This is a genomic window from Amycolatopsis sp. NPDC051903 (genome assembly GCF_044452505.1).
Taxonomy (GTDB): Bacteria; Actinomycetota; Actinomycetes; order Mycobacteriales; family Pseudonocardiaceae; genus Amycolatopsis.
In genome coordinates, this window is record NZ_JBITBT010000006.1 from 46,670 (window position 1) to 64,768 (window position 18,099).

Consider the following 18,099-nt stretch of genomic DNA (forward strand, 5'->3'; position numbering starts at 1 on the left):
GGCTGCCAAGGCCCGCGGAGTGGGCTACGGTCGATGGGCATCTGACGTGGGGAGTAGTCCGTGACAATCGAATTCCGCGACGTGACCAAACGGTATCCGGATGGCACGGTGGCCGTGAACGGACTCTCGCTCACCGTCGAGGACGGCACGATCACCGTGCTCGTCGGCCCGTCCGGCTGCGGCAAGACCACCTCGCTGCGGATGATCAACCGCATGGTCGAGCCGACTTCGGGCGCCGTGCTGCTCGACGGCAAGGACGTGAGCGAAGGCGACCCCGCGCTGCTGCGCCGCGGCATCGGCTACGTGATCCAGCACGCCGGGCTCTTTCCACACAGGACGGTGCTCGACAACGTCGCGACCGTGCCCCTGCTGTCCGGTTGGGACAAGCGCAAGGCGCGCGCCCGCGCGGCCGAGCTGCTGGAGACCGTCGGCCTGCCGAAGGAGCTCGGCAAGCGGTACCCGGCGCAGCTCTCGGGCGGCCAGCAGCAGCGCGTGGGCGTGGCCCGCGCGCTCGCGGCCGACTCGCCGGTGCTGCTGATGGACGAGCCGTTCTCCGCCGTCGACCCCATCGTGCGCGAGGAGCTGCAGGACGAGCTGCTGCGGCTGCAGTCGCAGCTGGGCAAAACCATCGTGTTCGTCACCCACGACATCGACGAGGCCGTGCGGCTGGGCGACAAGATCGCGGTGCTGCGCGTCGGCGGCGTGCTCGCGCAGTACGGCACGCCGTCCGAAGTGCTGCGCCACCCCGTCGACGACTTCGTCGCGTCGTTCGTCGGCAAGGACCGCGGGTACCGCGGGCTCTCCTTCGTGTCCGCGAACGGCGTCGAAGTGTCTCCTGTGGACCTGCTCGAACTCGGCACGAAGGTGCCGGGGCCGACCGAGGGCTGGCAGCTCGTGGTGAACACTGAGAAGCAGCCCCGCGGCTGGCTCCCGCCCGAATCCACTGTGGACGGTGACCTGACCGAGGCCGACCTCGTGGCCGGCGGTTCCCTGTACGTGCAGGGCACCCCGATCCGCGGCGCGCTCGACGCCGCGCTCTCGTCGCCCGCCAGCCTCGGCGTGGTGGTGGACGACGGGCACCGCGTGGTCGGCACGGTCGTGGCGCGCCAGGTCCTGGATGTGATCGAGGCCACCCCGCAGGCGTCCTGATGGGCGGGTTCTTCGGCGAGCTCGGGCGGTACCTGGGCAGCGCGAACAACCGCGGCGAAATCCTGGGCGACCTCGGCGAGCACGTCTACCTCGCGCTGGTGCCGCTCGTGGTCGGGATCGTGCTGGCGATCCTGCTCGGCTGGTTCGGGCACCGCTGGCAGCCGGTGCGCAGTGTGCTGCTGGTGCTGTCGAACCTGCTGTACACGATCCCTTCGCTGGCGCTGTTCGTGGTGATCCCCGGCCTCATCGGAACGAAGATCCTCGACAGCGCCAACGTGATCGTCGCGCTGACGATCTACACCACCGCGCTGCTCGTGCGCCCGGTGCTCGACGCGCTCGACGCCGTGCCGCAGCACATCATCGCGGCCGCGACGGCGATCGGGTTCCGCGCTCCGCGGCGCTTCTTCGGGGTGGAGCTGCCGCTTTCCGTGCCGGTGCTCGCGGCGGGCGTGCGCGTGGCCTCGGTGAGCAACATCAGCCTCGTGAGCGTCGGCGCGCTGATCGGCACAGGCGGACTGGGCGTGTTGTTCACCGACGGGTTCCAGCGCGAGTACTTCTCGCCGATCGTCGTCGGGATCGTGCTGACGCTGGTGCTGGCATTGGTCGTCGACGGGGTGCTCGTGGTGCTGCGCAACGCTTTGACGCCATGGGAACGCGCCGGCCGGGCGCCCGTCGCCGCGGAGGTGGCCGCGTGATCGGCGACGTCTTCGGCTGGTTCTTCACCGCGGCCAACTGGCAAGGACCCGACGGCATCGGCACGCGGCTCGGCGAACACGTCGCGTATGTGGTGTTCGCGTTGCTCATCGCGGTCGTGATCGCATTCCCGCTCGGGCTGTGGGTCGGTCACACCGGCCGCGGCGCGGTGGTGCTCGTGGGCGCGGGCAACGCCATCCGCGCGCTGCCGACGCTGGGGCTCATCACGTTCCTGTTCCTGCTCTTCACCGAAAGCACCACGGCGACGATCATCGGGCTCGTGGTGCTGGCGATCCCGCCGGTGCTCGCCGGCACGTACGCGGGGTTGCAGGCGGCCGAGCACGACGTGGTCGACGCCGCCGAGGGCATCGGCATGACGGGCTGGCAGCGGCTGTGGCAGGTCGAGCTGCCGATCGCGCTGCCGCTGGTGCTGGGCGGGATCCGCAACGCCGTGCTGCAGCTGATCGCGACGGCCGCGGTCGCCGCGTACGTCGGACTCGGTGGCCTCGGACGGTTCCTGCTCGACGGATTGGCCATTCTGGACTACACGGAGGTCGTCGCGGGCGCGATCCTCACCGCGCTGCTGGCGATCGTGATCGACCTGGCGCTCGCCGCCGTGCAGCGGGCGCTCGTGCCGAAGGGCGTCCGGCTCGCGGCGCACGCGGCGACCGGCCGGGCCGCGGCCGCGGGAGGTGTGGCGTGAAGCGCTGGGCAGCGGTCGCGGCGGTGCTGGTGCTCGGCCTGGCCGGCTGCGGCAACCCCCTCGCGGGCGGCGGCGAGGGTGGCAGCACGGGTGACATCATCATCGGCGCGTCGGACGTCGGCGAAAGCCTGCTGCTGGCCCAGATCTACGCCGGCGCGCTCCGCAACGCGGGCGCGGACAACGTGACGGTGCGCCCGCCGGTCGGCAGCCGCGAGGTCGTGGTGAAGGCGCTGCAGGACAAGTCGCTGTCCGTCGTCCCCGACTACAGCGGCAACCTGCTGCGGTACTTCGACAAGAACACGCAGGCGACCACTTCGGACCAGGTCTACGCGCAGCTCGAGCAGAAGCTGCCGGCCGGGTTCGAGGTGCTCGACCAGGCGCCCGCGCAGGACAAGGACCTGCTGGTGGTGCGGCCGGAGCTCGCGGCGCAGGGCGTGCGGACGTTCTCGGACCTCGGGCGGCGCTGCGGCGAGCTGGTGATGGGCGGGCCGGGTCAGTGGAGCAGCCGCTGGAAGGACCGCATCAAGCAGCTCTACGGGTGCGAGTTCAAGGAGATCCGCACGACCGACACGGGCGGCCCGGTCACCGTCGCCGCGCTGAAGTCGGGTGAGGTGCAGGTGGCGGACCTGTTCAGCACTTCGTCGACGATCGCGGCCAACGGCTTCGTGCCGCTGGAGGACGACAAGAACATGTTCCCGGCGCAGAACATCGTGCCGCTCGTGGCCCGGGGGACGTTGTCACCGTCCGAAGTGGCCGCGGTGAACCGCGTGTCGGCGGCGCTGACGACGGATCAGCTGACCGAGCTCAACGTCGAGTTCACCGACGAGAAGCGCAACCCGCTCGACATCGCCGACGACTTCTTGGCGCGCAACGGGTTGAAGGCCGCGACGTAGTCAGTGGCGCTTGCCCCGGGCGAGGTTGTCGATCATCAACGTGAGTGTGAAGTCGAACCGGTCGTGGCCGGTGCCCGACGTCAGTTCGGCCGCGTGGCGCCGCGTGTTCGGGAAGCGGTCGGCGGGCAGCGCGCTGAAGCGCTCGATGAGGTCTTCGCGGCTGAGGACCCAGTCGTCGTGGTGTTTGTGCTGCTGGACCAGTGAGCGTTCCAGGGCGTAGGCGCTCACATACAGGGTGAGCGAGTCGAGTGCCCACGCGGCGGTCTGCGGTTCGACGCCCCCGGCGAGCAGGATCGCCAGGAGGCCTTCCCTGACCCGCAGGGTTTCGAGGTGCGTGGGAACCATGGCCAGCGCGGCGCGGGCGACGCCGGGGTAGGCCAGGAACTGGTCGCGGATCCGGCCGTAGACGGCGCGGAGCTGGTCCCGCCACGCGGCCGGGTCGGGTTCGGGCAGCTCGATCTCGGCGAAGAGCCGGCCGATGAGCAGGTCGTCGAGGTCGGTCTTGGTGAGGATGTGCGCGTACAGCGACGAAGGCGCGGTGCCGAGCAGGGCCGTGACCCGGCGGATCGTCAGCGCGTCGTAGCCCTCGGCGGCGATGACTTGCAGCGCGGCGTCGGTGATCCGGTCGGCGGTGATGGGCTGCTTGCGCGGCCGGGGCGGCGCCGAGTCGAGCTGGGCGTGGCGGGCCGCGCGGCGCTGCCGGGGGTCAGCTGGCATGCCGGTCACCCTACCTTGACACGAACTTAGTTCGTCGTTTAGAACTTTGTTCGTGACTACTGAACTTAGTTCGTTGCCGCGAATCGCGCCCCTGCCGCTCGGCCGGGCGTGGCTCGTCCTCGTGGTCGTGGTGCTCGCCGAGCTCATGGACCTGGTCGACACCAGCGTCGCGAACCTCGCCGGCCCCTCGATCCGCGCCGACCTCGGCGGCGGCCCGATGACGCTGCAGTGGGTCCTGTCCGCCTACACCGCGGCGTTCGCCCTTGGCCTGGTCACGTCCGGCCGGCTCGGCGACCTGCTGGGCCGCCGCCGGCTGTTCCTGCTCGGGATGGCCGGCTTCACGCTCGCGTCGCTGGCCTGCGGGCTCGCGCCCGGCGCCGGGTTCCTGATCGCCGCCCGCGTGGGCCAGGGCTTGTTCGGGTCGGTGCTGATCCCGCAGGGGATGGCGCTGGTGAAGGTCGTGTTCCCGCCGGAGCACCTGCGCAAAGCGCTGATGCCGATGGGCCCGGTGATGGGGCTCGCCACGGTGGCCGGCCCGATCCTCGCCGGCTGGCTGCTGCACCTCGACCTGTTCGGCAGCCAGTGGCGCGCCATCTTCCTGATCAACGTCCCGTTCGGCGTCCTCGCCGGCGTGCTCGGCTGGGGCGTGCTGCCGCGGCACAGCGGTGAGGACCGCGGCACCCGTCTGGACCTGCTGGGTGTCGGCCTGCTCACCGCCGGTTCGGCGCTGCTGATCGTGCCCCTCATCCAGGGCCGTGACCTGGGCTGGCCCGCCTGGACGTTCGTGCTGATCGCCGCCGCGGTGGTGGCCTTCGGGCTGTTCGGGTGGTCCGAACGTCGCAGCGGCCACCCGGTCATCACGCCGTCACTGTTCGGCAAGCGCGGGTTCGTCGTCGGGCTGCTGATCGTCGGCGGGTTCTACGCGTCGCTCAGCGCGTTCGTCCTGGTGCTGAACCTGCTGCTCCAGTCGGGCCTGGGCTGGACGCCGCTGCACGCGGGCTTCGCCCTGGTGCCGTGGGCCGTGGGCACCGCCGTCGCGACCCTGGCCTCCGGCGCCGTGCTCGCCGAGAAGCTCGGCCGCACCGGTCTGCACCTGGGCCTGGCCGTCACGGTGGTGGGTTTGCTCGCCCTGTGGTGGTCCACCGCGCACTGGGGCGACGCCCTCACGGCCGCGAACCTGGCCCCGGCCCTGTTCGTCACCGGCGCCGGCTCGGGCCTCCTGTTCATCCCCCTCTTCGACTTCATCCTCGGCGACGCCACCCCCGCCGAGGCCGGCCCGGGCGCCGGCGTGCTCAACGCCGCCCAGCAGTTCGCCGGCGCCCTCGGCGTCGCCGCCCTCGGCACGGTGTTCTTCGCCCGCGCCGGAGAGTCGGTGTTCACCGCTGCCGAGCTGGTGTTCGGGCTCTGCGCCGGAGTGTGCGTCCTGGCGCTGGCGTTGGTCGGGCTGCTGCCGAAGCACGCGGCCCGCTAGCTGTTGGGCCTTGGGACGTTGTTGACGCGGGTGATGGGTGGCCGTCCGTTGAGGGCGGTGTGGGCTCGGTGGTGGTTGTAGTGGTGCAGGAATCCCGGTGGTGCTTGGGCGCGGTGGTGTGAGTTGGTGAAGACCCGGGCGGAGGAATCCGGCGCAGGTGGTGGCGGTTTGGTCGGAGTGGATTTCGGCGTAGGCGATGCGGGTGTGGTCGTCGATGGCGCAGTGGACGTAGTCGTAGCCGACCCGGGGGTGCGTTGCGTGCGGCTGCGTGCTGGGTGCTGTCGCGTCCGTGTGCTCGCCAGCCGACCCCTTCGCACAGCCGGCCCAGTTTCTTGACATCGATGTGCAGCAGTTCGCCGGGCCGGTCGCGTTCGTAGCGGCGGATCGGTTGTCCCGTGGGGCGGTCCAGCGAGGCCAGTTTCGGCATGTCGTGGCGGGTCAGGACCCGGTGCACGGTCGAGGCGTGCAGACCGAGGATGCCGGCGATGCCGGCGGGTCCCGGGCGCCGGGTCTGGCACAGGTCGATGATGTGCTGCTCGATCGCTCAGCGGAACTCGTGCACGACCTCGATCTCGCCCATGAGGTGGCGGTTGAACTCGTCGAGCTCCTCGGCGGGTACCCACAGCTCGAGGATCGTCTCGCCGCCCGCCTGCTGCACCGGGTAGCGCTTCAGGAATTCGGTCTCGACCTCGAAGCGCGTGACGAACCCGGCGCCGTCGTGGCGGACGTTCCAGTCGCGGGCGATGCGAATGGCGTAGTCCTCGTTCAGCACCGGGTAGAAGATCGGCTGCTCGGGCAGCCGCGGCGGCCACGCGCGCCAGTTCAGCTGCCGCACGAGCTCCAGCTCCACCGGGCCCGTCGGGCGCCACAGGGTGGTCATCGGGGTTCCTTCAGAGTCGGTCGAAGGCCGGGGCGTAGCGGAACGCGCCGCGGTTTTCCGGGGTGTACGCGGCGAGCGTGCGGGCCTGGAAGTGCGGCGCCCAGCCGGCCACGGGCGGGGTGATGCCGAGCTCTTCGGCCAGGACGAAGCCGAAACGGGTGTAGTACGCAGGGTTGCCGAGGAGGACGAGGACGCCGTAGCCGAGGGCGTTGGCCGCGCCGATCGTCGCGTGCACGAGGGCGGAGCCGATGCCTTCGCGCTGGTTCGAGGGCAGCACGCCGAGCGGCCCGAAGCCCAGTGCGGACTTCGGATCGTCGCCGAGCGTGGCCGGGCTGGAGCACGCGTGGCCCCCGACCGCACCGTCCACTGTGGCGACCAGCGACAGCGCCGGGAGGAGGTCGCCGTCCGTGCGCAGGCCGTCGACGAGCACGGCCTCGGGCACCACGTCCAGCCCGTCCTGAGCGAACGCGGCGGTGTGGACCGCGCGGATGGCGGGCTCGTCACGAGGGGTGGCCTGGCGGATCAGCATGCTTGAAATTGTCTCCGGGCGCGCGCCCGCGCGTAAAACCGTTTTCCGACGTGCCCATGTGCTTTTGTGCCTGCTCCGAACAGCGGAACGCCGTTGAAAATCCGCCGCGAGGACCGTGCTTCCTGCGACCGGGGCCGCGCACCTAGCCTCGGGCCAACAGGTGTTCGCGCTGGTCGAGGAGGGACGAACTGTGCGGAAATCCCGGGGAACGTTGAGCAGAAGCCTGGCGGTGCTGGGGAGTGTGGCTTCGATCGCGACCCTCACCGTGTTCGGGGGCGGGGTGGCGCTCGCCCAGGAAGGCCCGATCGTCGGCGCGGGCAGCGCTGGCGCGGTGAAGGACAGCTACCTCGTGGTGCTCAAGGACGGCACCTCCGTGGAGGCGGCCGCGAAGAACGTGACCGGCCGCCACGGTGGTTCGATCAACCGGACGTTCTCGACGGCGTTGCACGGCTACAGCGGCACGATGTCCGAGACGGAGGCCAAGCGCACCGCTGCCGACCCCGCTGTGTCCTTTGTGGAGCAGAACCGCGTCCTCCACGCCTCGCAGGACCAGTCGGACCCGCCCTCGTGGGGCCTGGACCGGGAAGACCAGCGTGACCTGCCGCTCGACAAGAAGTACGACTACAGCACGACGGCGGCCAACGTACACGCGTATGTGATCGACACCGGGATCAACCTCACCCACTCCGAATTCGACGGCCGCGCCGTCTCCGGTCACGACTTCGTGGACAACGACGACGACGCCACCGACTGCTACGGCCACGGCACGCACGTGGCCGGCACGATCGGCGGCAAAACCTTCGGCGTGGCCAAGGAAGTCTCGCTGACGGCCGTCCGCGTGCTCGACTGCACCGGCAGCGGGACGACCGACCAGGTCGTCGCCGGCATCGACTGGGTCACCGAGAACGCCGTGAAACCGGCCGTGGCGAACATGAGCCTCGGCGGCGCCGTGTCCGATGTGGTGGACCAGGCCGTGCAACGGTCGATCGCGGCCGGCGTCACGTACGGCATCGCAGGTGGCAACTCCTCCGGCGCCAGCGCGTGTGACGCTTCGCCCGCGCGCGTGCCCGAAGCGATCACCGTCGGCGCCACCACGAACACGGACGCCCGGTCCGCCTTTTCCAACATCGGTACTTGTCTCGACATCTTCGCGCCGGGCACCGACATCACGTCCGCGTGGATCGGCAGTGACACCGCGACGAACACGATCAGCGGCACGTCGATGGCGACCCCGCACGTGGTCGGCGCCGCGGCGCTGTACCTGGCCGACCACCCGTCGGCCACGCCCGAGGAGGTTCGCGACGCACTGGTGAACGCGGGCACGAAGGACAAGGTCACCGACGCGGGCACGGGCTCACCGAACGTCCTGGTCTACTCCGGCTCCGACGGTTCGTCCGGGCCGCCGTCGGCCGGCTGCACGGCCACGGACGACAGCGACGTCGCCATCCCGGACTCCGGTCGCGCGGTGAAGAGCTCGGTGACGCTGTCGGACTGCGCGCGCTCCGCCTCGGCGAAGGCGACGGTCGACGTGCACATCGTGCACACCTACGTCGGTGACCTGGCCATCGACCTGGTGGCACCCGACGGCGACAGGTACCGGCTGAAGAACCCCGGCGACGACGCGACCCACGACGTCAACGCCACCTACACCGTGGACACCTCCGAGCAGGACGCCGACGGCACGTGGCAGCTGCGGGTGCGCGACACCGGCCGCGATGACACCGGCTGGATCGACAGCTGGACCCTGACGGTCTGACCACCCGAGCGCCCGCTCGCCGTTCCGCAGCTGGGTGGCCGACGGGGCCGCGAGCCGGGTGAAACGGCGGAGGCCGCCACGGGACGAACCCGTGGCGGCCTCCGCCGGATCAGACCTCGATCACTCGAACGCCTTGGCGATCAACGCCTTCTGCTCGACCTCGTGGACCTTCGACGAACCGGCCGACGGGGCGGCCATCGGGCGGCGGGAAGCGACCTGCAGGCCCGCGAAGACCTCCGGGAACTTCCGCGGGAGGTTGAGCCCGAAGAACGGCCAGGCACCCTGGTTCTCCGGCTCCTCCTGCACCCACGTGATCGCCTTCGCGTTGCTGTACCGCTCGATCGCGGCGAGCAGCTTCCGCTTCGGCAGCGGGTAGTACTGCTCGACGCGCACGATCGCGACGTCGTTGGCCTCGCGCTTGGCCCGCTCCGCGACGAGCTCCCAGTAGAGCTTGCCCGACGTCAGCAGCACCTTGCGGACCCCTTCCGGGTTCGGCGTGGTGTCGTCGATGACGGACATGAAGCGGCTCTGGCCGGTGAAGTCCTCGACCTTCGAGACCGCGGCCTTGTTGCGCAGCATCGACTTCGGCGTGAAGACCACCAGCGGCCGCTGGATGCCGTCGAGGGCGTGGCGGCGCAGCAGGTGGAAGTAGTTCGCCGGGGTCGACGGCACGGAGACGGTCATCGAGCCCTCAGCGCACAGCGAGAGGAAGCGCTCGATGCGGCCCGACGTGTGGTCCGGGCCCTGGCCCTCGTGACCGTGCGGCAGCAGCAGCACCACGTCGGAGCGCTGGCCCCACTTGGCCTCGCCCGAGGAGATGTACTCGTCGATCACGCTCTGCGCGCCGTTGACGAAGTCACCGAACTGCGCTTCCCACAGCACCAGCGACTCGGAGTTGGCCACCGAGTAGCCGTACTCGAAGCCGACGGCCGCGTACTCCGACAGCGCCGAGTCGTAGATCATCACGCGGCCCTGGCCGTCGGCCAGGTTCTGCAGCGGCGAGTACTCCTGGCCGGTCTTGCGGTCGATGAACACCGAGTGCCGCTGGGTGAACGTGCCGCGGCGGGAGTCCTGGCCGGACAGCCGCACCAGGCGGCCCTCCATGGCCAGCGACCCGAACGCGAGCAGCTCGCCGAACGCCCAGTCGATGTCGCCTTCGCGGGACATCTTGTGGCGGCGCTCCATCACCGGCTTGACGCGCGGGTGCGGGGTGAAGCCCTCGGGGACGTCGACGAACGCGTCGCCGATCCGCTCCACCACGTCCTGGCCGACGGCGGTGGTGACCTTCGCCGGCACCTGCTGCTCCTCCTCCACCGAGGGGCTCGCCTTCGCCGGGTGCTTCTCGAGCTCGCGGACCTCGTTGAACACGTGCTCCAGCTGGCTGGAGAAGTCGCGCAGCGCGGCCTCGGCCTCGTCGACGGAGATGTCCCCGCGGCCGATCAGCGACTCGGTGTAGATCTTCCGGACCGAGCGTTTCGTGTCGATGATGTCGTACATCGCCGGCTGCGTCATCGAGGGGTCGTCGCCCTCGTTGTGGCCGCGGCGGCGGTAGCAGATCAGGTCGATCACGACGTCCTTGTGGAACGCCTGGCGGTATTCCACGGCCAGCTTGGCGACCCAGTGGGCGGCCTCGGGGTCGTCGCCGTTCACGTGGAAGATCGGCGAGCCGATCATCTTCGCGACGTCGGTGGCGTACTGCGACGAGCGGGAGTGCTCGGGCGCGGTGGTGAAGCCGACCTGGTTGTTGACGATCACGTGCACGGTGCCGCCGGTGCGGTAACCGCGCAGCAGCGCCAGGTTCAGCGTTTCGGCCACGACACCCTGGCCGGCGAAGGCCGCGTCGCCGTGCATCAGCACGGGCAGCACCGAGTAGCCGCCGGTGGCGCTGTCGCCCTTGTCGAGGATGTCCTGCTTGGCGCGGACGATGCCCTCGAGCACCGGGTCGACGGTCTCCAGGTGCGACGGGTTCGCGGTCAGCGACACCTTCGTCTCGCCGTCGCCGAACATGCGGAAGTACTTGCCCTCGGCGCCGAGGTGGTACTTCACGTCACCGGAACCGTGGGCCTGGCCCGGGTCGAGGTTGCCCTCGAACTCCTGGAAGATCTGGCTGATCGGCTTGCCGACGATGTTGGCCAGCACGTTCAGGCGGCCGCGGTGCGGCATGCCGATGACGACCTCGTCGAGCTCGTGCTCGGCCGCCTTGTCGAGGAGGGTGTCGAGCAGCGGGATCGCCGTCTCGCCGCCCTCCAGCGAGAAGCGCTTCTGGCCGACGTACTTGGTCTGCAGGAAGGTCTCGAACGCCTCGGCGGCGTTGAGCTTCGACAGCACGTACTTCTGGACGGTGGCGTCCGGCTTCTCGTGCGGGATCTCCACGCGCTCCTGGATCCAGCGCCGCTCCTCGGGGTCGAGGATGTGCGTGTACTCGATGCCGACGGTGCGGCAGTACGAGTTGCGCAGCACGCCCAGGATGTCGCGCAGCTTCATGCGCTCCTGGCCGGAGAAACCGCCGACCGGGAACTCGCGGTCGAGGTCCCACAGGGTGAGGCCGTGGGACAGCACGTCGAGGTCGGCGTGGCTGCGCTGGCGGTAGTTCAGCGGGTCGGTGTCGGCCATCAGGTGGCCGCGCATCCGGAACGCGTCGATCAGCTCGATCACGCGGGCGGTCTTGTCGACCGGGCCCTCGGGGATGTCGTTGACCCAGCGGATCGGCTCGTACGGCAGGCGCAGGCTGGTGAAGACGTCGTCGTAGAAGCCGTCTTCGCCGAGCAGCAGTTCGTGGATGCGCTTGAGGAATTCACCGGACTCCGCACCCTGGATGATGCGGTGGTCGTAGGTGGAGGTCAGCGTCATGATCTTGCTGACGGCCAGGTCGACCAGCGTCTTCTCGCTCGTGCCCTCGAACGAGGCCGGGTACTGCATCGCGCCGACGCCGATGATCGCGCCCTGGCCGGCCTGCAGGCGCGGCACCGAGTGGTTGGTGCCGATGCCGCCCGGGTTGGTCAGCGAGATCGTGGTGCCGGAGAAGTCGTCCGCGGTGAGCTTGTTGTTGCGGGCCTTCTTGATGATCTCCTCGTACGCCTGCCAGAACTGCAGGAACGACATGTCCTCGACGCCCTTGACCGAGGCCACGACGAGGGTGCGCGAGCCGTCCTTGCCCTTCATGTCGATGGCGAGGCCGAAGTTCACGTGCTCCGGCGTGACCGCGAACGGCTTCCCGTCGATCAGCTGGTAGTGCCGGTTCATGTTCGGGAAGTCCTTCAGCGCCCGCACCATGGCGTAGCCGATGAGGTGCGTGAAGGAGATCTTGCCGCCGCGCGTGCGCTTGAGGTGGTTGTTGATGACGATGCGGTTGTCCGCCATCAGCTTGGCCGGGACGGCGCGGACGCTGGTCGCGGTGGGCACGGACAGCGAGGCGTCCATGTTCTTCGCGATCGCCGCGGCGGCGCCCCGCAGCTGCTTGGTCTCCGGCTCTTCCTTCGCGGCCGGCTCCTTCGCGGCGGCCGCGGGGGCCGGCTTCGCGGGGGCGCTCTTCGGCGCGCTGGTCTTCGCCGGGGCGGCCGCGGGCTTCGCGGGCTGGGCCGCGGGCTTGGCGGGCGTGGTGGTGGGCTGGGCGGGCGCAGCGCTCTGAGCCGGCTCTGCGACGTGGCCGTTGCCGGTCGTCGCGGCCGGGGTGGCGGCGCTGTCGGCCTTCGCCGGTGCCGCCTGCGTCGGCTTGAAGTCCGCGAAGAAGTCGTGCCACGCGGCATCGACTGAGGAGGGGTCCGCAAGGAACTGGTCGTACATTTCCTCGACCAGCCACTCGTTGGGGCCGAACTGTGACGCAGGGCTGCTGCTGGACACGGCTTGGGCTCGCCTCTATCCGTCTCGATCTTGTCTGTGCTAATGCGCCTACCAGGCTAACCCCCTCCGTGACGGCCGTGTGATGGAACTGCCCCGTGTGAGGCCTGGCGCACTAGGGGATCGGTCACTGACTCGATCAAGTGTCCCGAGGAGCGGACGTCGACGACCGGACACGCCCATTTCGGGCAACGTTGGCGAGCCCTTTTCCGCGTTGCCCGATCACGTTCACGCCGGCCGAGTGCACTGGTCAGAGGATGCGGCCCACGTCGGCTGTGCGCCGCAACGGCTCTCCGAGGTGGTGCGACGCGATGTGGCTGGTCGAGTGCCCGTCGTTCTGGGACCAGGGGCTCATCCGCCCCCTCGTGGTCTCCAGCGGCAAGGTCGTCCTCATGTGCGACTCGTGCGGTGTGGTCTGGCACACGCCCGCCGACATCGACGAGTTCGAGCACGTGGAGCCCTGCGAGCCCGACTGGTCGATCGACCAGCACGACCACGTCCGCCCCGGCACGTTCCGCTGGGCCTCGGCCGCCGACGTGACGTCGGCGGGCTGGGGCGAGCTGAAGTGGCGCGAACTGCCCTAGCCGTCCTGCCGGCTCGCACCGACGGCTTCCGCGAGATCCGCGGGTAGCGGGTACGGCTGTTCGTCGGGCAGGAGCGCCTCGGCCTCGGTCACGCGCCCGGCGGCCAGGTGCTCACGGATCTCCAGCATGACCGGCGTGACGTCGGTGATTCCGGTGATCCACTCGTCCACGTACCGGTCGACGGCCTCACCGCTCAGCCCGAGCTGGATCGACCGGTGCGCCAGCGGCCGGTGGCGCACGTCGCGCTCCGGATCCCACTGGATTCGGACGGGGCTGGCCCGCGCCGCTTCCCGCCAGGCGTCGCGGTCGGCGTGCACGCGCCGGTCGAAGTGGCTGAATGCCGCGTGGCCCAGGACCAGGCGAAGCCCTCGCGGGTGAGGTCCACCGCCAGCACCCGCTCCTGGCCCGCTTGGTGGCCCACCCGCAGCGGTAGCCCATCCACCGGAACGACGGCTTGATCCACGTCATCCGCTCCCGCTTGAAGGGCGCCACGAACGTGCCCGCGGTCAGCGCCGGTTCCGCGATCGCCGGTGAGTACGCCTGGTAGACCCGGATGGTTCGCTCGTCGTGCCGGGCGCGGATCTGGCGGAACGGGACTCCGTCGGGCATGGCGCCGATTCTCGCGGCGCGACGTGGCCGTGGCGACCGGGTTTTCAGCCCAGGGACCACAGCCGGGCGTAGTGGCCGCCGGCGGACAGGAGGTCCGCGTGGGTGCCCTGTTCGATGATGCGGCCGTGGTCGAGGACGATGATGCGGTCGGCCTTCGCGGCGGTGGCCAGGCGGTGCGCGACGACGAACGTGGTGCGCCGGCGGGAGAGGTTTTCGGTCGCGCGCAGCACGGTGGCCTCGGTGGACGGGTCGAGCGCGGCCGTGGCTTCGTCGAGCAGCAGCACGTCCGGGTCGACGAGTTCGGCGCGCGCGAGCGCGACGAGCTGGCGCTGCCCCGCGGACAGGGACCGCCCGCGTTCGCCGACGGGCTGGAGGAAGCCGGACGGCAGGGCGGCGACGCCGTCGAGAGCGCCGACCGCGCGCACGGCGGCCTCGACCTCCGCGTCGGACGCCGAGGGGCGGCCGTAGCGGACGTTGTCGGCGACCGTGCCCGAGAACAGGTGGGCCTCCTGCGGGACGACGCCCATGCGGGCGCGCAGGCCGGGCAGGTCGTACTCGCGCACGTCGACGCCGTCGATCAGCACGGCGCCGCCCGTGGCGTCGTAGTAGCGCGCCACCAGCTTCACCGCCGTGGACTTGCCCGCGCCGGTCGCGCCGACCAGTGCGACCGTCTCCCCGGGCGCCACGTCGAGCGCCAGCTTCTCCAGCGCCGGCTGCTCCGCGCCCGCGTACGAGAAGTCGACGTCCTTGAACGTCACCTCGCCGCTGAGGTGCTCCGGCAGCGCGACGGGGTGCTCGGCGGGCGGCACCGACGTCGGCGTGCGCAGCAGGTCGCCGATGCGGCTCAGGCCGACGCGCGCCTGCTGGTAACCGTCGAACACCGACGACAGCTGCTGGATCGGGGAGAAGAACTGCTGCAGGTACAACAGGAACCCGAGCAGCACGCCGGCCTCCAGCGTCCCCGCGGCCACGCGGTTCGCGCCGACCACGAGCACCGTCGTGGTCGCCAGGTCGGACAGCAGTGCGACCAGCGGGAAGTACGTCGCGATGTAGCGCTGCGCCCGCAGCCGCGAGCGCCGGTAGTCGTCGCTGCGGGACGCGAACGCCGCCGCCGACCGCTCCTCGCGCGTGTACGCCTGGGCCACGCGCAGGCCGCTCACGTTCTCCTGCATGTCGGCGTTGACCACGCTGACCTTCTCGCGCGCCTCGGTGTACGCGCGTGACGCGACGCGCCGGAACACCAGCGTCGCCACCAGCAGCACCGGCAGCATCGCGAGCGCGTAGAGCGCCAGCGACGCGTCGGTGACGAGCAGCGCGACGGTGATGCCCACGAGCGTCAGCGCGCTCACCACAGCGGTCGCCAGCCCGGTCTGCAGGAACGTCGACAACGCGTCGACGTCGGTGGTCATCCGGGTCATGATCTTCCCGGACAGCTCGCGCTCGTAGTAGTCGAGCCCGAGTCGCTGCAGGTGCGCGTAGCTGCGCACGCGCAGCGAGTACAGCACCGTCTCGCCGACGCGCGCCGTCAGCCGCGTCTGGCCGCGCACCACGAGCCAGTCGGCGGCGACCACGAGGGCGCCGATCGCCGACATCGCCCACACGACGCTCTCGACCCCCGGCTGCACGCCGTGGTCCACACCCCGCTGGTACAGCGCGGGCAACGCCAGTGATGCCAGCGCGTCGGCCGCCACCAGTGCGATCACGGCGATCAACGGCCAGCGCACCGGCCGCAGCAGCCGCGAGAGCCGGAAGCCCGGGTCCGGTGCCGTGATGTCCACTTCGGGCAGCCGCGGCCGGTCGTCGGCCGGGGGCAGTTTCCGCACGCCCTCCAGGAGTTCGGGCGTCGGTGGCACGTCGGCGCCGGCTCCGGCGAACCCGGATCCGCCACCGCGCTCGCCGCCGCGGGCGAGCGCGGCCTCGGCCAGCGCGTCGACCTCGTCGCGGTCGTCGTCGCGCGGCCACAGCACCGCCGTGACACCCGTGGCGTCGGGCTCGAGGTGATCGCAGTGGTGCGGCTTCTCGACGTCGTCGCCCGGCCCCGCCACGAGCTCGCGGAACAGCGGACAGCGCGCGGCCAGCTCCTCCTCCGTGCCGACGTCGACGACCTTGCCCTGGTCGAGCACGGCGATCCGGTCGGCCAGCTGCAGCGTGGAGCGGCGGTGCGCGATGAGCAGCGTGGTGCGCGTGGCCGTGACCGAGCGCAGCGTGTCGTGGATCGCGGCCTCGGTGACGGTGTCGATCGCCGACGTCGCGTCGTCCAGGATCAGCACGCGCGGGTCGGTCATCAGCGCCCGCGCGAGGCCCAGGCGCTGCCTTTGCCCGCCTGACAGCGTCAGCCCGCGCTCGCCGACCTCCGTGTCGTAGCCGTGGGGCAGCGCGCGGATGAACTCGTCGGCCTCGGCCGCGCGCGCCGCCGCGTACACCTCTTCGTCGCTCGCGTCGGGCCGGCCGTACGCGATGTTGTCGCGCACCGACGCCGAGAACAGGAACGCTTCCTCGAACACCACGCCGATCGCCTGACGCAGCTGCTTGAGCGGCACGTCGCGCACGTCGACGCCGCCCACGCGCACCGCGCCCGCGTGCACGTCGTAGAACCGCGGCAGCAGCAGCGAGATCGTGGACTTGCCCGAGCCCGCGGTGCCCACCAGCGCGAGTGTTTCGCCCGGCCGCGCGGTGACCGACAGCCCGTCGAGCACCGGTTCGCTGCGCGTGTAGCCGAACCGCACGTCTTCGAGTTCGACGCTCAGCGGGCCCTCGGGCAGCGGCCGCGCGTCGGGGCTGTCCACGACCTCCGGCTGCGCGTCGATGAGCTCGTAGACGCGCTCGGCGCCCGCGCGGGTGAGCTGTGCCTGCACCACGAGCCCCGACAGCAGCCGGGCGGGCCCGATCAGCGTGGCGAGGTACGTGGCGAAGGCGAGGAAGGTGCCGAGGCTGATCTGGCCGTTCAGCGCGAAGATGCCGCCGATCGCGAGCACCGCCACCTGGCCCGCCGCGGGCAGCGCCGACGTGGTGGCCGTGGGGAGCGCCGACAGCTTGGCCGCGCGCAGGCGCTCGGCGAACAGGCGCCTCGCCGTGCGCTCCAGCCGCGACACCTCACGCGTCTCCTGGCCGAAGCCCTTCACCACGCGCACGCCGGTGACGGTCTCCTCCACGTGCTGCGCGACGTCGGCCGCCCGCTGCTGCGCCGACCACGTGGCCGGGAACAGCCGTTTGCGGCTCAGCGCCACCACGATCCCGACGGCCGGCGCCACCACCAGCGCGATCAGCGTGAGCAGCGGCGACATCCACAGCATCGCCCCCAGCGCGAGGCCCGCGAAGATCACCGAGCCCGCCGACAGCGGTACCTGCATCAGCAGGCCCGTGACCAGTTGCAGGTCGGAGATCGCGCGCGAGACCACCTGGCCGGTGCGCAGCGCGTCCTGCTTGCCGCCGTCGAGCCGCGAGACCGCGCCGAACACGCGGTTGCGCAGGTCGTGCTGCACGTCGAGCGCGAGCCGGCCGCCGACGTACCGGCGCAGGAACGCCGACCCGAACGCCACCACCTGCAGCGTGACCAGTGCCGCCGCGATGCCGCCGAGCTGCGAAGTGTGTCCCGCCACGGCGTCGTCGACGGCCGAGCGCACCAGCAGGGGGCTCGCCGCCTGCACGCCCACGGACAGGATCGCCGCGGCCATGGCCAGCACGACGACCCCGCGGTGCTCCCAGCACGCCGCCGAGAGGCGGCGCACCCAGCCGGCGTTCGGGGCCGGCGTCTCAGCCGCCGGGCGGTCTTGACGCGCACGCGTCGCACTGATGGTCACGGTTTCAATCTAGGCACGCACACCGACTTTTTATTCCGCTCCACGACCCCAACCCCCTCTTCCCCTCTCCACCCCACGCCCACCACCACCAACAATCCGTTGCCCCACAACAACTTCCCGCCCACCTGACCCCACCCCCTCATCGCGCCAGGCGAACACCCACCCCACGACCGCCCGCACCACCCCTTACCGCCCCGCCCGCACCTCGGCGCCCCCCCCCAACGCTCGGCCCGCCTGGCACAAAGCCCCTTGCCCCGGGGAGCACTCACCCGCCAACACTGGCCGCCCCACCAGCCCCGACCCACTCCCCGCGCAACCCCCCACCCCCGCTTCGGCCACCGCTGGCACCCAGGGCAACCCACTCACCTGCAAACTCACCCCCGCCGACCCGGCCACCATCACCCACACGACCCACTCACCTGGGAACCCACGCGGGCTGGGTTGGCCGCCGATCGCACCCACGCAACTCATTCACCTG

General features: G+C 70.9%; 12 protein-coding genes and 2 pseudogenes. 7 read left to right on the forward strand and 7 right to left on the reverse strand.

The genetic code is table 11. The features are described from left to right. The first annotated feature begins 60 nt into the window (after positions 1-60). Genes ACIA77_RS16495 through ACIA77_RS16510 form a run of 4 tightly spaced genes read left to right on the forward strand, consistent with a single transcriptional unit; the run spans position 61 to position 3,438 of the window. Positions 61-1,149 (forward strand): ABC transporter ATP-binding protein, encoded by a 1,089-nt coding sequence (locus tag ACIA77_RS16495; RefSeq protein ID WP_395886724.1) that lies wholly within the window; start codon positions 61-63, stop codon positions 1,147-1,149. Continuing rightward, positions 1,149-1,844: an ABC transporter permease gene (locus tag ACIA77_RS16500; RefSeq protein ID WP_395886725.1), complete on the forward strand. Its 696-nt coding sequence runs from the start codon at positions 1,149-1,151 to the stop codon at positions 1,842-1,844. Before ACIA77_RS16495 ends, ACIA77_RS16500 begins: the two co-directional genes overlap by 1 nt. Continuing rightward, on the forward strand, positions 1,841-2,545 hold the full coding sequence (locus ACIA77_RS16505) for an ABC transporter permease (protein WP_395886726.1): 705 nt from the start codon (positions 1,841-1,843) through the stop codon (positions 2,543-2,545). Before ACIA77_RS16500 ends, ACIA77_RS16505 begins: the two co-directional genes overlap by 4 nt. Next, positions 2,542-3,438, forward strand: a complete 897-nt coding sequence (locus ACIA77_RS16510; RefSeq protein ID WP_395886727.1) for an ABC transporter substrate-binding protein — start codon at positions 2,542-2,544, stop codon at positions 3,436-3,438. The genes ACIA77_RS16505 and ACIA77_RS16510 overlap by 4 nt, the downstream gene beginning before the upstream one ends. On the opposite strand, the gene ACIA77_RS16515 is transcribed toward ACIA77_RS16510, so the two are convergent. Beyond that, on the reverse strand, positions 3,439-4,164 hold the full coding sequence (locus tag ACIA77_RS16515) for a TetR/AcrR family transcriptional regulator (RefSeq protein ID WP_395886728.1): 726 nt from the start codon (positions 4,162-4,164) through the stop codon (positions 3,439-3,441). Between the two features lie 43 nt (positions 4,165-4,207). Between ACIA77_RS16515 and ACIA77_RS16520 the strand changes: the two genes are divergently transcribed. Then, positions 4,208-5,626, forward strand: coding sequence for an MFS transporter (locus tag ACIA77_RS16520; RefSeq protein ID WP_395886729.1), 1,419 nt, complete (start codon positions 4,208-4,210; stop codon positions 5,624-5,626). Between the two features lie 283 nt (positions 5,627-5,909). On the opposite strand, the pseudogene ACIA77_RS16525 reads toward ACIA77_RS16520, so the two are convergent. From ACIA77_RS16525 to ACIA77_RS16535, 3 genes and pseudogenes are all read right to left on the reverse strand, one after another. Next, positions 5,910-6,134: pseudogene (locus tag ACIA77_RS16525) on the reverse strand (IS481 family transposase); the annotation flags it as partial. 36 nt (positions 6,135-6,170) lie between these two features. Beyond that, complete coding sequence (locus ACIA77_RS16530) at positions 6,171-6,506, reverse strand: hypothetical protein (RefSeq protein WP_395886730.1); 336 nt, start codon at positions 6,504-6,506, stop codon at positions 6,171-6,173. 10 nt (positions 6,507-6,516) lie between these two features. Continuing rightward, positions 6,517-7,035, reverse strand: a complete 519-nt coding sequence (locus ACIA77_RS16535) for a GNAT family N-acetyltransferase (RefSeq protein ID WP_395886731.1) — start codon at positions 7,033-7,035, stop codon at positions 6,517-6,519. A 190-nt stretch (positions 7,036-7,225) separates the two neighbouring features. Between ACIA77_RS16535 and ACIA77_RS16540 the strand changes: the two genes are divergently transcribed. After that, entirely contained in the window at positions 7,226-8,791 is a 1,566-nt protein-coding gene (locus ACIA77_RS16540) for a S8 family peptidase (protein WP_395886732.1), read from the forward strand. Positions 8,792-8,911: 120 nt separating this feature from the next. Here the strand turns inward: ACIA77_RS16540 and ACIA77_RS16545 are convergent, their stop codons facing one another. Beyond that, the gene (locus tag ACIA77_RS16545; protein ID WP_395886733.1) at positions 8,912-12,631 is read right to left on the reverse strand and encodes a multifunctional oxoglutarate decarboxylase/oxoglutarate dehydrogenase thiamine pyrophosphate-binding subunit/dihydrolipoyllysine-residue succinyltransferase subunit; all 3,720 of its coding nucleotides are present in this window, start codon (positions 12,629-12,631) and stop codon (positions 8,912-8,914) included. Between the two features lie 308 nt (positions 12,632-12,939). Between ACIA77_RS16545 and ACIA77_RS16550 the strand changes: the two genes are divergently transcribed. Then, a complete protein-coding gene (locus ACIA77_RS16550; RefSeq protein WP_395886734.1) occupies positions 12,940-13,212 on the forward strand; it encodes a hypothetical protein in 273 nt (90 codons plus the stop codon). Here ACIA77_RS16550 and ACIA77_RS16555 read toward each other — a convergent pair. Both ACIA77_RS16555 and ACIA77_RS16560 read right to left on the reverse strand, forming a co-directional pair. After that, positions 13,209-13,821 (reverse strand): annotated as a pseudogene (locus tag ACIA77_RS16555) (DUF4291 domain-containing protein). The gene ACIA77_RS16550 and the pseudogene ACIA77_RS16555 sit on opposite strands and share 4 nt — an antisense overlap. A gap of 44 nt (positions 13,822-13,865) precedes the next feature. After that, the gene (locus tag ACIA77_RS16560) at positions 13,866-17,621 is read right to left on the reverse strand and encodes an ABC transporter ATP-binding protein (RefSeq protein WP_395886735.1); all 3,756 of its coding nucleotides are present in this window, start codon (positions 17,619-17,621) and stop codon (positions 13,866-13,868) included. Between the last annotated feature and the right edge of the window lie 478 nt (positions 17,622-18,099).